Raw genomic sequence first — 14,139 nt, forward strand, 5'->3', positions numbered from 1 at the left:
GAACAGGCTTGCACGCCCCGGCGCGCAAGCCGATTTTGCCGCTATCGGCCAGGAGATTTCAGATGGCGTTTCGCCAGGTTTCAACGCAGTTTCTCGCCATGCTTGTGTCCGCGACGCCGGCGCTCGCCGGCCAGGCCCAGGCCGCGGATACGCCCGCCGTGCTGTCGCCCGTCGTCGTCACGGCAAGCGGGATCGAGCAAGACATCGCCGACGCGCCTGCGTCGATCAGCGTCGTCACCCGCGAGGAATTGGAAAAGCGTGCGTTCCGCGACCTGACTGACGCGCTCGGCAGCATCGAGGGCGTGGTCGTCACCGGGATCAGCAACGAGAAAGACATCTACATCCGGGGCATGCCTGGCGCCTATACGCTGCTGCTCGTGGACGGCAAGCGCCAGAGTACCCGGGATGCGCGGGTCAACGGCAATTCGGGCTTCGAACAGGGATTCATTCCGCCGCTGGAGGCGATCGAGCGGATCGAGGTGGTCCGTGGGCCGATGTCGTCGCTCTATGGGTCGGACGCCATGGGTGGCGTGATCAACATCATCACCCGACGTGTCCCCTCCTCCGGCTGGCATGGTTCGATCGGCATGGACTACACGGCCCAGCAGCATGGGGATTCCGGGAATTCGCATCAGGAACAGTTCTACCTGGCCGGGCCCATCAAAAGCGACCTGCTGGGGCTGCAGATCTGGGGCCGCCTCTACGATCGGGACGAAGACAGCATCCTCAATGGTTTTTCGGGCGCGCGTGATCGCGACGTGACGGCTCGGCTCACGCTGACGCCCAACGCCTTCAATGACATCCTGCTTGAGGCCGGTACGACAAAACTCAGGCGAAAAAGCACGCCGGGCGACACGCTGGGGCCCCAAAGCACCGCGGCCTACAACGACAACAGCCGCGACCATGCCTCGGTTTCCTATACGGGCCGTTGGGGCTGGGGGACGTCCGAACTGTCGCTTGCGCGCGAATCCGCCCGCCAAACCAAGTATGGACAGAATGGCGCGACCGGCGACTGGGAAAGGAACCCGCGGGCGCCGAAGATCGACAACACGGTGCTGGACGCCAAGCTGAACCTGCCGCTGGGCAACCACCAGCTGGTCGCCGGAGGCCAATGGAGCCAGGGCGAGCTGACGGACCGCAACCCCGGGCTGCGCGACAACGTCGACCATCGCTTCCGTATTTCCCAGAAAGGCGTGTTCGTCGAAGACGAATGGCGGCTGACCAATGCTTGGGCGCTGACCGGCGGCTTGCGCCTTGACGACCACGACATCTATGGCAATCACTGGAGCCCCAGGTTGTACTCGGTGTGGCATGCCGCGCAGCAATGGACGATCAAGGGCGGCGTTTCCCGCGGTTTTCGCGCGCCGGACATCCGCACGATCGCCCCGGGCTATGCGTACACCACCGGCGGGCCGTCGTGCACGTACGGCCCCAACGGGACTTGCGGCGTGAAGATTGGCGATCCTGGCCTGCGGCCGGAAACCAGCACCAGCTACGAGTTCGCCGCCCTGTGGGACAACAACCAGGATCTGTCCGCCAGCGCCACCTTTTTCTACACCCAGTTCAACGACAAGATTTCCGATGCGCTTGTCCTGGACGCCGATGGCAAGCCGGCGCGCTGGGCGCAAGACCGCAACTACCGGCTCTTCTACAGCTACAACATCGACAATGCGACGATCCGCGGCATTGAATTGGCCACGCGCTGGAAACCTTCGCCGACGCTCAGCCTGAAGGTCGGATACACCTACACGGACTCCCGGCAGAAAGGCGGCGACTACGACGGCTACGCCCTCTCGCGCACCCCCAAAAACATGTTCAACATGCGGGCGGACTGGGATGCGACGCCGACGCTCACGCTGTGGTCCGCCTATGTCTATCACGGCAGCGAGATCGACGCCGGCCTGCGCGTCGGGAACAATGGCGCGAAAGTGGCCGATGGCGTGCGCAAATACGGGGGCTATGGCACGGTCGACCTGGGCGCATCCTACGTACTGAACAAGCACACCACGTTCAATCTTGCGCTCTATAACGTCGGCGACAGGCGCCTGGACTCGCTGGACTACAACACCGTGGGCGATGGCCGCCGCCTGTGGGCCGGCGTGAACCTCTCGTTCTGATCCGCCGATGAGACCCGATGGCAAGACCGAGGGCCTGCGCCAATCGATGGCCTGGCTGCACACCTGGAGCGGCCTCGTGCTGGGATGGCTGCTCTACGCCATCTTCTTTACCGGTACGCTGAGCTTCTTTCGCGACGAGATCAACGACTGGATGCAGCCCGAATTGCATCGCTCCGTCCCGTCGCCGGATGCCTGGCAATCCGTGCTGGACAGCATGGCGCAGATCGCGCCTGGCGCGGCCCACTGGACGCTGGACCTGGCGGACAGCCGCCATCTTGCCGTGCGGGCCAGTTGGAGCCTGCCGGGCGCGGGCACCGACCGCAAGGCGGTCCAGCGGGCCGACCTCGATGCCGGCACGGGTGCGGTCCTGCATCCCCGTGCCACGTCCGGCGGCGATTTCTTCTACAACTTCCATTTTCGGCTCTATGGCATTCCGCGCAGCCTGGGCCGTTGGATCGTCGGCGTGGCGGCGATGGTCATGCTGGTTGCACTGGTGAGCGGCGTGATCACCCACCGGCGGATATTCGCCGACTTCTTCACCTTCCGCCCGCGCAAAGGCCCGCGGTCCTGGCTGGACGCCCACAACGCCCTGGCGGTGCTGGCGCTGCCCTTTCATATCGTCATCACGTTCAGCGGCCTGTTGCTGCTGATGTTCACGCTGATTCCGTGGGGCCCCCAGGCGGCCTATCAGGGGGATGAACGGCGCTTTCGCGCAGCGTTGAACCACAGCAATGTCGTCGAACAGGACATCGCCAGCACACGGGGCGACGTCGCCGTGGGGCAAGCGTCGGCGTATGCCGCGCTCGCGCCCTTGCTGTCGCAGGCAAATCAGGCCTGGCCCCGCGGCGTCGGCAGCATCCGCATCGACCGCCCCGGCACTGCCGATGCCCGGATCGTGCTGCGGGAACGCTGGGCCAACCGCCTGACGGCGCCCGAGACAGCCAGCCGTGGCCTGGTCTTCGACGCCATCACGGGTGAACCCATTGGCCGGCTCGATGTGGCGCCGCGCGGGCCTGCCGAGACGGTCTATCAAGTCCTGCTCGCGGTTCACCTGGGCCGCTTTGCCGACCCGGTCTTGCGTTGGCTGCTGTTCTTTTGCGGCGTGTCGGGAACCTTGATGGCCGGGACGGGCCTGGCGCTGTTCGTGGTCAAGCGCCACCCTGCCCGGCTGAAGCTGGGCTACACGCCCGGCGGCCACCGCCTGGTGGAAGTGCTGAACGTGGCGGCGATCGCGGGCCTGTCTGTTGCGACGGCGGCCTATTTCTGGGCCAATCGACTCATCGGCGCCAATGCCCCTGAGCGCGCCGAATCTGAAATCGCCGCCTTCTTCGCCGTGTGGGCCTTTTGCTTGCTGCATGCAGTCTTGCGCCGGCATTGGCGGGCCTGGCTGGAGCAACTGGCGGTGGCGGCCGCTGCCCTCCTCCTGCTTCCCTTATTGAATGGGGTGACAGGAGGCGCGCCGCTGCCGCAAGCGCTGGCGCGAGGCCAATGGAGCCTCGTGGGCTTCGACCTGGCTGCCGTGATGATGGGCGCCCTGCACGCCTATGCCGCCTGGGCGGTGTATCGCCACCATCATTCGGCGCCAGGCGCCCGTGCCCTCACCTGACATTCATGGCGTGCAGATAGGCGCTGAACATCTCGGACAGGGAATCGGCATGCTCTCGAATCTGGGCTGGCGTACGCGGACGCATCGAGAACTGCTTGCCGGCCGCATTCAGGGTTGATCGCAGCAGGTCGCCGATACGCCTGCGCGTATCGGCCGCCGCATGCGGCAACGCGCCAGCCATGAACGTTTCCAGGGCGTGGCCGATGGACTCGCGCGACTGCCCGGACCCGGGCGTTTCCCGATAGCGGGGCGCCGCCTCGTTCAGCGCGGCCCGAACCGCCGCTTCCTCGCATTCCGATGCGATGAAGGCATGGACCCACGCCCGCAGGCGCGCGTCGGACGATTGCGCCGAATCGGTCAGGATGGCGCACAGCGTTTCCGCCGTCCGCGTCCATTCGTCACTTTGCAGCCGGAACAGGATCGCGGCCTTGTTCGGGAAATACTGATAGACGGACCCGACGCTGACGCCGGCCCGCTCGGCCACGCGCGCGGTCGTGAACCGTTGCGCCCCGGCGCTGGCCAGCACCTGGCTGGCGGCCTGCAGGATGACCGCCACCAGATCCGCCGAGCGGACCTGTTGTGGCTGCCGGCGACTGGTCAGTTGGGGCAGGCGTCGGGTGGCCATGGCGCTTACCTGCCGCTGACCGAGTTGCCGGCGTCACGCTTCAAGCCGAGCAGATCCAGCATGCCGACCAGGGAAACCAGCGCCACCACCAGGAATGCCAGGCGATAGGCCGCGCCAGGCGCCTGATCCACCCCCAGTACGGGCGCCGTCCACTCGCCAATGCGAATGGCGATCGCGCCCAGCGCAATGCCCATCCCCAAGGCCAGCTGCGACATCGTGGAAAACAGCGAACTGGCCGCACTGAGTTCCTCTTGCGGCATGTCGGCGAACGCCAAGGTGTTCAGGGCGGTGAACTGCATGGACCGCGACAACCCGCCGATGAACAGGATCGCCGCGGTCGTCGGGAAGCTCATGGCCGGGCCGATCAGCGCGCACGCTGCCAGGGCCAGCGTGTTGATCACGCCGTTGCACAAGAGGATGCGCTGAAAGCCGAACCGCTTCATCACGGGCGTCGTGAACATCTTCATCGCAAGGTTGCCGGCGAAGACGACCAGCACCAGCTGGCCGGCATGAAAGGCATCCATGCCGTAGCCGACCTGGAACATCAGCGGCAGCAGGAACGGCACGGCGCCCACCGACATGCGAAACAGCGACCCGCCCCGGATGTTCACCGCATAGGTCGGGTGCTTGATCGGTGTCAGCAAGAGCATGGGGTGAGGATGGCGGTTCAGGTGGCGGATGCCGATGGCGAGCATGGCCGCGCCCACGCCCAGGAAAAGCGTCATCTCCTGCCAGGGCAGCACGGCACGTCCGCACAGTTCCACGCCCCACAGCACGCTGGCCAGTCCGCCGCCGATCCAGAAAAAGCCCTGCCAATCGAACGGCCGCCGGGTGTCGTCGATCTCGTTGGGAATCAACAGCCAGGCCGCGGCCAGCGCGGCGAAACCGACCGGGATGTTGAGATAGAAGATCCAGCGCCATGACGTGTACTCGGTAATGAAACCGCCCAACGGTGGCCCCAGGACCGGTGCGAACAGCCCCGGCCAGATCAGGATGGACATGACCCGCATCAGGTCGTGCTTGGGCGTGCTGCGCAGCAGGACCAGTCGTCCGACGGGCACCATCATGGCGCCGCCGATGCCTTGCAACACCCGCAACGCGATGAACGCCCAGAGGTTGTCGGCCAGCCCGCAAGCCAGGGACGCCAAGGTGAAGAGGACCAGGGCCGAGCAGAACACCCGCCGGCTGCCAAAGCGTTCGGCCATCCAGCCGCTGATGGGAATGAACACCCCCAACGTCAAGAGATAGGCGCTGACGCCCAGGCCGAGGTCGGTGGGGATGACGCCGAAGTCGCGGGCCATCGCGGGGACGGCCGTCGTGATCACGGTGCCGTCCAGGTTCTCCATGAAGAACGCGGTGGCCACCAGCAAGGCGGTCAGGGTATTGCGGCGTCTGCCCGCGTAGCCGCTGGCTGCGGGCGGAGGAATGGTTTGGGTGGAATCTTGAGCCATGAATAGCGTTTCCGATGAGAAACGCCTGCGCCGATCCGACCTGGCCCCTGCGTACACGCGGCCACGCCCGACCGCGGCGAAGGCGGTTTCAGGCGCGTTGGATGACGTGAACGCTTACGGCGCAAAGGGCTGAATGCCCGAGCGCTGGGCGATACGTTAGCACGCGGCAGCGGCGTTTTCTACCGTTTCAATGCCCTGTCGTACGGCGGCAAGACAGCCGCTTTTTGACGGAAAACCTGAATAGTTCAAGGCATCGGGCAAGCCCCGTCTGGCGACCCGCCGCCGACAGGCCGGGTAGCCATGGGTTGGCGTGATTCGCCTTGCTGCCCGGAAACGCGAATGGCGACGCGAATTGTCCCCCGATTCGAAGTTCCGTAGATTGGATCGTCCCCCGTTTTGCTTCTTTCCATGACCCAAGCCGCCATGACAATCGCCGATCGGATCGCCCGGGCCCAGCCCGCGCTGAGCCGCAAGCAGCACAAGATGGCTGAGTATGTGCTGGCGCACCCATTCCGCGTCGTCACCATGACCATCGAGGAATTCGCGGCGGCCGCCCAGGTGTCCGTGGCGACCGCCAGCCGATTTGCGCGCGCGCTGGACCTGTCGGGCTATCCGCAGTTTCGAGCCGAACTGGCGCGCGGCTTCCAGGCGACGCTGGAACCGGCGGACGCGCGCCCCGCCGGGCCGCCGCATCCCGCCGCCGCGGCGCAGGTCGTCACCGCCACGCTCGAAGAAGACATCCGCAACGCCCAGCACAGCTTGCAGCGCCTGGATGCCCGCGCCTGCGAGCAGGCGGCCGAGACGATCCTGGCCGCCGACCGTGTCTTCATCACCGCCGCGCTGGGCCTGATCGAAGCGCTGTCGGTCGCGGTAGCCTATCGCACCAGAAATTCGGCTTAGAATCCGGCCATGGCCGTTTCCGCCCGTCCGGGCCCATCCTTCGCGCTCAAGTCCTGGCATGCCTATGGCGTGCTGTGGGCGTTGCTGGTGGCGCTGGTGCTGCGCGGCTTCGTGCCGCCGGGATACATGCCGGACCCCCGCGGCCGGGATGACGGGCGCATCGCCCTGACGCTTTGCACGTCGGCGGGCACCGTGCCCACGGTATTGCTGTCCCTGACGGACAAGCGCGACGATACGTCTGGCCATGGCGGCCCGTCGGCTTCCGGCCTGGATTGCCCATACGGGCTGCTTGCCCACGACGGTTCCGCGCCGCCGCCGTCCGATCTGGCGCCGTCCGCGCTACGCGTGGCGGTTGCGGTCGTGCCGGTGGTGGCCACGTCGCAGGCCCTGCCGCCCCTGCCGGGTCAGGGGCCGCCGCTGGGCTCTCGCGCCCCGCCCTCCTCTCTCGGCTGATCCGCACTCATGCGGCGCGCCAGGCATGGCGCGTCCGTCCTGCCTTGCCCGCGACCGCCTGGCCCCTTCCGGCCGCGCGATCGTCATTCCGATTCCTATCATGATTGATTCTGTCCTACGTCTTTGCGACCTGGCGTTGCAAGAGCGCGCCGTGGTCGACCATATCGCCCACGAGCGCCCCTCGGATCCCATTGCCGCGCGGCTGCGTGACCTGGGTTTCGTCCAAGGGGAACCGATACGGCTGACCGCCCGCGGTCCGTTTGGCGCGTCCCCCTTGCTGGTGGCCATCGGCGCCACCCGTTTCGCGCTGCGTCGCCAGGAAGCGGCCCGCGTGATGGTCAAGCGCGAGGTGCCCCATGGCTGACCATGCATTGCGGCTGGCGCTGGTGGGCAACCCCAACTGCGGCAAGACTGCCCTCTTCAATCAACTGACCGGCGGCCGCCAGAAAGTCGCCAACTACGCTGGCGTCACGGTCGACCGCAAGGAAGGATTCTTCGCCACGCCCGCCGGGCGGCGCGCGCGGATTCTTGACCTGCCCGGCACCTACAGCCTGACGGCGGCCAGCGCCGACGAGAAGATCACCCAGGACGTCCTGCAAGGTCGCTATCCCCGTGAAGTGCGGCCGGACCTGGTGGTGATGGTCGTTGATGCCACCAACCTGCGCCTGCACCTGCGATTGCTGCTGGAAATGCGGCGCCTGGACCTGCCGATGGTGGTGGCGCTGAACCTGTCGGACCAGGCGCGGCGGCGCGGTATCGACATCGACGTGTCCCGGCTGGCCCGCCACCTGGGCGTGCCCGTGGTCGAGACCGTCGCAGTGCGGCGGCAAGGCGCGCGGGCGCTGCGCGAGCTGTTGGACCAACCGTTGGCGCCGCAATCGCCCCTGCCCCGCGCGGCCGATCCCCAGGCCGAATTGAGGCAGATCCTGGCCGACACGGTGCGCACGCCCGCGTCCGCCACCGCCACGGATGACCGCATCGATCGCTGGACGCTGCATCCGGTGTTCGGTCCGCTGATCCTGGCGCTGATCATGTTCCTGACGTTCCAGGCCGTCTATGCGATCGGCAAGCCGCTGACCGACGCCATCGTCGACGGCATCGGCGGCCTGGGCGCCTGGAGCACGGCCGCCCTGGGCGACGGTCCGTTCAAGGCGATGCTGCGCGAAGGCCTGTTCGGCGGGCTGGGAACCGTATTGGGTTTTCTGCCGCAGATCCTGGTGCTGTTCCTGTTCATCCTGGTGCTGGAGGAATCCGGCTATCTGCCGCGCGCCGCCTTCCTGCTCGATCAGGCCATGGTGGCCGTGGGGCTGACCGGACGCGCCTTCATCCCCCTGCTGTCGAGCTTTGCCTGCGCCATCCCCAGCATCGTCGGCACGCGCAGCATTCCCGACCGGCGCGACCGCCTGGTGACCATTCTGGTGGCGCCTTTGATGACCTGCTCAGCCCGCCTGCCGGTCTATGCCCTGCTGATCGGCGCTTTCGTGCCCGATGTGCCGGTGCTCGGCATCTTCAATCTGCAGGGCGCGGTGCTGTTCGCGTTGTACGCGGGCGGCATCCTGGCGGCGCTGGGCGTCGCCTACATCGGCAAACGCCTGCGGCCGGCCGGCCAGACCGCGGCATTGCTGATGGAGCTGCCGGCATACCGCCTGCCCAGATGGCGCGACCTCGGCATCGGCCTGTGGGAGCGCGGGTGGCTGTTTCTGAAGAAGTTGACCGGTGTCATGCTGGCGCTGACCGTGCTGATGTGGTTTATCGCCACGTTTCCGGGCGCGCCTGCGGGCGCAACGGGGCCGGCCATCGAATACAGCTTCGCCAATATGCTGGGCCAGTGGATGCAGCCGCTGTTCGCGCCGCTTGGCTTCAATTGGCAGATTACGTTGGCCCTGATTCCCGCCTTTGCCGCGCGCGAATCCGCGGTGGCGACGCTGGCCACGATCTACAGCGTGGCCGAGGGCCAGGAGGCCGCCCTGGGCAACGTGCTGGCTGGCAATTTTCCGCTGGCCAGCGCCCTGTCGCTGATGGTGTGGTTTGCTTTTGCGCCGCAGTGCATGTCGACACTGGCGATCATCAAGCGCGAAACGGGTGACTGGCGCAACGTGGCGCTGTCTTTCGGCTACATGTTCGCGCTGGCCTATGCGGCGTCTTTCGTGACCTACCGGCTTGCGGGGTGGCTGCTATGACGCCAGCCACGGATACGCAAGTCTGGCAATACGCCGGGGTGGCGATGGCGGTGGCGGCCAGCGCCATTGCATTCGCTTGCCATCTGTCGCCTGCCCTGCGCGCCTGGCTGCGCAACCTGGCGGGCCGGCTGTTGCGCCACCGGCATCTGCCCGCGCCCGTGCGCAAGCTCGGCAGCCGACTGGCGGCGCAATCGACGGATGCCGATTGCGTCCAGGGCTGCGGTCCGTGCGGCGGCTGCGGCGCACACGCGTCACCGCGCGGGCCGCAGTCGACGATCGCACCGCCGCGCAGCCGGCGACATGTTTGATCGGGCTGGGGTCGGTCTGCGAGATCAGCGCGCGGCGGACTCGGGGGCCGCCTCGCGTGTCGATTCTCGCAGCACACGCGCAAAGGCCTGGGCCGTGGGATTGAGGTTGTCGGCCCGGCGGGCGCAGTACAGATCCACGTCGAAGGCGTTCGCCCGCCCCGACAGCGGCCGGTACTGCACGCCCGTGCCGCGCAGCGTGGCGGCCGATTCGGGCACCAGCGCCACGCCCATGCCGCATTCCACCATCGACAGCAAGGTGGGCAGCACGCTTTCGTAGACGATGTGCGGTCGCACATTGTGGTCGCGGAACAGGCGCGTTTGCACGCTGTGGAAATAGAACGAGGCCTCGCGCTGGAAGCCGACGACGTCCTGGCCGTCCAGCCGGGCCATCGGCACGCGCTCGTAGCGGTTCAGGGGATGGTCCGCCGGCAGCGCCAGGATCATCTTTTCGCGGTGCACCCGTTCATACACGAAGTCTGGCTCTTCGGCGCGCGGCAGGCGGCGAAAGATGGCCAGGTCGATGGTGCCGGCCGCCAGCTTGTCGGCCAATTCGCCCGTCAGGGCGTGTTCCAGCGCCAGTTCGACGTCGGGATATTCAGCGCGATAGCGCGACAGCGCCGGCGGCAGTACCTGGTAGGCCGCCGTGCTGACGAAGCCCACCGTCAGGCGGCCGGCATCGCCGCTGCCGGCGCGCCGCGCGGCATGCACCGCGGCATCTCCTTCCGCCAGCAGCCGCCGGGCGTGCTGCAGCAGCACTTCGCCGGCCCGGGTCAGCTTGACCGAACGGGTCGAGCGCACGAAGAGTTCAGCGCCCACCTGGGCCTCGAACTGGCGAATCAATTGGCTCAGCGGCGGTTGGCTGATGTTGAGCCGGGCCGCTGCATTGCCGAAATGCAGCTCTTCGGCCACCACCACAAAGGCGCGTAGCGCACGCGAGATCAGGGGCATGGCGTTTCCGGGGGGGGCAGGTTGGCGGGGATCGGTTCTGGGGCGGTTGGTCCCATGGTGATTAGGTCAGTATTCAACTTAATTAGCCATTTTTATTGTATTAGACAACCCAATCGCCCATCAATAGAGTTCTCGGTGACCTCCTTTCTTTTTCATGGATCTCACTGTGAAGCCTCTCAATCAATGGACCGCCTGCGAAACGGCGGCCGCCGTCGCCCGCGGCGAGATCACGCCCGAAGCCGTGGTGCGGGCCTGCCTGGACCGCATCGCCGAACGCAACGACGTGATCCAGGCCTTCGTGGCGTTCGACCCCGAACGCGCGCTGGCCGATGCCCGCCAGGCCGCGCAGTTGCCGCAGGCGCCGCTGCGCGGCGTGCCATTCGCCGCCAAGGACATCCTGGATTCGGCCGATTACCCCACCGAATACGGCTCGCCCATCTACCGCGGCCACCGGCCCGCGGCCGATGCCGGCTGCATCGCCCTGGCCCGTCACCGCGGCGCCGTGCTGCTGGGCAAGGTCGCCACCGGCGAGTTCGCCACGCAGACCCCCAGCCGGGCCACCAACCCCTTGCGCACCAGCCATACGCCGGGCGGCTCGTCCAGCGGGTCGGCCGCGGCGGTGGCGGACGGCATGGTGCCGGTGGCGTTCGGCACCCAGACCACCGCGTCGATCGTTCGCCCGGCGGTGTACTGCGGCGTGGTGGGCTACAAGCCCAGCTTCGGCCTGATCGCGCCGGGCGGCATGAAGGCGTTGAGCCCGTCGCAGGACACCGTGGGCGTCATTGCGCGCGACGTGGCCGACGCGGCCTTCTTCACCCTGGGCCTGCACGCCGCCCGCGACGTGTCGGCGGTGGCCGGCCTGCGGCCCCGCATCGGCCTGTGCCTGTCGCGGCAGTGGGATTACGCCCAGCCGGCCACCGTCTCCGCCATCGACCGCGCCGCCGTCCGCCTGGAACAGGCGGGCGCGCAGGTGGAACGCTTCTGGCTGCCGCCGCAATTCGAGGCGCTGGAGGCCCTGCAACTGCGGATATTCGCCTTCGAAGCCCGCCAATCGCTGGCGCAGGAACGGCTGCACCACGCTGACCAGCTCAGCCCGCGGCTGGCGGCCAGGCTGCGCACCGAGATCAGCCTGGATGAACACGCACTGATGCTGCAAGAGGCCGCGCGGATGCGGGCGCAGGTGAGCCTGCTGTTCGACCGCTACGACGTGCTGCTCTACCCGGCGGCCGAAGGCGAGGCCGAGGCCGGGCATGAATCGGCCGGCTCGCCCCGCTACGGCGCGATCTGGACGCTGCTGCACGTGCCCTGCATTTCGTTTCCGCTGGACATCGGGCCGGGCGGCCTGCCGGTCGGCGCGCAACTGATCGGCCCGTATGGGCAGGACACGCGCCTGCTGGCGGCCGCCAGGTTCGCCACCCAGGCGCTGGATCTGCCGTCCGCGTCCTGAACAGATTCAACCGCAGCATCGACAAGGGGAAATACCATGCAAATGAAAAAATGGCTGGCTGCACTGGCGCTGACGTTACCCGCGCTGGGCGCGCAGGCGCAGGAAACGCTCAAGATCGGCGGCATCGGTCCGCTGTCCGGCGGCGGCACCGCCTGGGGCCTGGCCGTGCAGCGCGGCGTGCAGATGGCCATCGACGAGGTCAATGCCCAGGGCGGCCTGAAGATCGGCGGCCAGACCTACAAGCCGGAACTGGTCATGTACGACGACAAGTACAGCGCCACCGGCGGGCGCAGCGCGGCCGAACGGCTGGTCAACCTGGACAAGGTGAAGTTCATCATCGGGCCGATCGGCACGCCCTCGGTGATGGCGGTGGTGCCGATCGTGAACGAGGCCCGCGTCATCATGCTGTCCAACGGCTACGCGCCGGACATCCTCAAGCAAGGCGGCCAGAACGGCTACAACTTCCGCACCATGAACAGCAACGTCGAGTTCGGCCCGGCGATGGTGAAGTGGTTGAAGGAAAACCGGCCCCAGGCCCGCAAGGTGGCGCTGATCGTGCCCAACGACGCCACCGGCCAGGTCGTCATGCCCACGCTGGGCAAGGCCTACCAGGACGCTGGCTACACCGTCTGGTCGGAAAGCTACGAGCGCGGGTCCAAGGAATTCGCACCGCTTTTGACCCGGATGCTGGCCCAGGGCGTCGACGTGCTGGACCTGAACCTGAACGCGCCGGGTGAAGCCGGCCTGTTGACCAAGCAGGCCCGCCAGGTGGGCTTCAAGGGCATCATCTGGCAGGTGGGCGGCCCCGGCATCGACGAGGTCGCGGACATTGCCGGCCCCTATGCCGAAGGCTTCATGTCGTATGACGTGTTCGACTTCAACGAGCCGGCCGCGCGCCGTTTCGTCGACGCCTACAAGCAGCGCTGGAGCGGCGTCATCAATGCACAGACGCCCGGCTGGTACAACTCGGCGCGCATCCTGTTCAAGGCCATGGAAACCGCCGGCACCACCACCGATACCGACAAGGTGCGGGCCGCGCTGGAAAACCTGGGCGGCTTTGACGCCGGCATCTACGGCCCGGTGGTCTGGGGCGGCGCCAAGGCCTATGGCGTGAACCACCAGCTGCTGAACCGGTTCTGGGTCACCGAGATCCGCGACGGCAAGCCGCATGCCCTGGCGACCCTGTCGCCGGCCCGCGAATAACGCGGCCCCGCCGCCCGAGGCACCGCCATGTTCTCCCTACCTGTTCTGACGCAGGTGCTCGTCAACGGCCTGAGCCTGAGCGCGATCTATGTGCTGATCGCGCTGGGGTTCACGCTGCTGTTCGGCATCATGAAGGTCGTCAATTTCGCGCATGGCAGCTTTGCCATGCTGGGCGGCTACGCCCTCTTCTATTACTTCGGGAAATGGTCGCTGCCCTATGTGGTGGCCATCGTGCTGGCCGCCCTGACCGTGGCCGCCCTGGGCCTGGTGCTGGAATGGCTGGTGTTCCGGCGTTTCTACCAGAAGATGTTCCAGAGCATGATCGGCCTGCTTGGCCTGGACATCGCCATCGTCTACACCGCGGTGCTGGTCTGGGACGTGCAGGAACGCTCGGTGCCGTCGGCGCTGAGCGCCATGATGCAGCTGGGGCCGGCGGTCATTCCCGCCGACCGGCTGATGGTGATCGGCGTGGCCATCGCGGTGCTGCTGGCGTTCTGGGGCTTCATGGCCCTTACCCGCCATGGCCTGGCCATGCGGGCGGCGGCCGAAGACATCGAGATCGCCCAGGCCCAGGGCGTGAACACGCGCCGCATCTACCAGCTGGCGTTCTTTCTGGCGGTGTTCATGACGGCGGTGGCCGGCGCCATCTATGCGCAGACGTATGCGTTGTCGCCGTTCATGGGCGAGCGGCCGCTGATGGTGGCGTTCATCGTCGTCATCCTGGGCGGCATGGGCAGCATTCCCGGCGCCGCGCTGGGCGGCACCCTGTTCGGCTTTGGCGAAAGCCTGCTGTCGACATTCTATGGGTCGGCGGTCTCGACCTTCGTGTCCTTCGGGGTGGTGATCGCGCTGCTGGTGGTGCGCCCCTGGGGCTTGCTGGGCAAACCTGAACGCTGAAGGA

At 67.0% G+C, this 14,139-nt stretch carries 12 protein-coding genes and 1 pseudogene; 10 read left to right on the forward strand and 3 right to left on the reverse strand.

Features of this window, described 5'->3' with window-relative positions:
* Positions 1-62 precede the first annotated feature (62 nt).
* A complete protein-coding gene (locus tag U858_RS0118685) occupies positions 63-2,117 on the forward strand; it encodes a TonB-dependent receptor domain-containing protein (RefSeq protein ID WP_025138680.1) in 2,055 nt (684 codons plus the stop codon).
* A 7-nt stretch (positions 2,118-2,124) separates the two neighbouring features.
* Positions 2,125-3,723: a PepSY domain-containing protein gene (locus tag U858_RS0118690; protein ID WP_029954059.1), complete on the forward strand. Its 1,599-nt coding sequence runs from the start codon at positions 2,125-2,127 to the stop codon at positions 3,721-3,723.
* On the opposite strand, the gene U858_RS0118695 is transcribed toward U858_RS0118690, so the two are convergent.
* A complete protein-coding gene (locus U858_RS0118695) occupies positions 3,716-4,348 on the reverse strand; it encodes a TetR family transcriptional regulator (RefSeq protein ID WP_025138681.1) in 633 nt (210 codons plus the stop codon). The two genes, U858_RS0118690 and U858_RS0118695, sit on opposite strands and share 8 nt — an antisense overlap.
* A 5-nt stretch (positions 4,349-4,353) precedes the next feature.
* Positions 4,354-5,799, reverse strand: coding sequence for an MFS transporter (locus tag U858_RS0118700; RefSeq protein WP_025138682.1), 1,446 nt, complete (start codon positions 5,797-5,799; stop codon positions 4,354-4,356).
* Between the two features lie 408 nt (positions 5,800-6,207).
* On the opposite strand from U858_RS0118700, the pseudogene U858_RS0118705 reads away from it, so the two are divergent.
* From U858_RS0118705 to U858_RS0118725, 5 genes and pseudogenes are all read left to right on the forward strand, one after another.
* Positions 6,208-6,630, forward strand: a pseudogene (locus U858_RS0118705) (MurR/RpiR family transcriptional regulator); the annotation flags it as partial.
* A gap of 78 nt (positions 6,631-6,708) precedes the next feature.
* Positions 6,709-7,152: a DUF2946 family protein gene (locus U858_RS0118710; protein ID WP_025138684.1), complete on the forward strand. Its 444-nt coding sequence runs from the start codon at positions 6,709-6,711 to the stop codon at positions 7,150-7,152.
* Between the two features lie 100 nt (positions 7,153-7,252).
* Positions 7,253-7,516, forward strand: a complete 264-nt coding sequence (locus U858_RS0118715; RefSeq protein WP_029954062.1) for a FeoA family protein — start codon at positions 7,253-7,255, stop codon at positions 7,514-7,516.
* Positions 7,509-9,332 (forward strand): ferrous iron transporter B, encoded by a 1,824-nt coding sequence (locus U858_RS0118720; RefSeq protein ID WP_025138686.1) that lies wholly within the window; start codon positions 7,509-7,511, stop codon positions 9,330-9,332. Before U858_RS0118715 ends, U858_RS0118720 begins: the two co-directional genes overlap by 8 nt.
* Positions 9,329-9,640 (forward strand): DUF6587 family protein, encoded by a 312-nt coding sequence (locus U858_RS0118725; protein WP_025138687.1) that lies wholly within the window; start codon positions 9,329-9,331, stop codon positions 9,638-9,640. The genes U858_RS0118720 and U858_RS0118725 overlap by 4 nt, the downstream gene beginning before the upstream one ends.
* Before the next feature lie 24 nt (positions 9,641-9,664).
* Here the strand turns inward: U858_RS0118725 and U858_RS0118730 are convergent, their stop codons facing one another.
* Positions 9,665-10,588, reverse strand: coding sequence for a LysR substrate-binding domain-containing protein (locus U858_RS0118730; protein ID WP_029954063.1), 924 nt, complete (start codon positions 10,586-10,588; stop codon positions 9,665-9,667).
* Positions 10,589-10,754: 166 nt separating this feature from the next.
* On the opposite strand from U858_RS0118730, the gene U858_RS0118735 reads away from it, so the two are divergent.
* Genes U858_RS0118735 through U858_RS0118745 form a run of 3 tightly spaced genes read left to right on the forward strand, consistent with a single transcriptional unit; the run spans position 10,755 to position 14,135 of the window.
* Positions 10,755-12,035 carry an amidase gene (locus U858_RS0118735; RefSeq protein WP_025138689.1) on the forward strand — a complete coding sequence of 427 codons (1,281 nt, stop codon included), beginning with the start codon at positions 10,755-10,757 and terminating at the stop codon, positions 12,033-12,035.
* 36 nt (positions 12,036-12,071) lie between these two features.
* A complete protein-coding gene (locus U858_RS0118740; RefSeq protein WP_051593614.1) occupies positions 12,072-13,238 on the forward strand; it encodes an ABC transporter substrate-binding protein in 1,167 nt (388 codons plus the stop codon).
* Between the two features lie 27 nt (positions 13,239-13,265).
* Positions 13,266-14,135, forward strand: a complete 870-nt coding sequence (locus U858_RS0118745) for a branched-chain amino acid ABC transporter permease (protein WP_025138691.1) — start codon at positions 13,266-13,268, stop codon at positions 14,133-14,135.
* The last annotated feature ends 4 nt before the right edge of the window (positions 14,136-14,139 follow it).

The organism is Achromobacter sp. DH1f (assembly GCF_000633435.1).
In the GTDB taxonomy this organism is placed as follows: Bacteria; Pseudomonadota; Gammaproteobacteria; order Burkholderiales; family Burkholderiaceae_B; genus Achromobacter; species Achromobacter deleyi.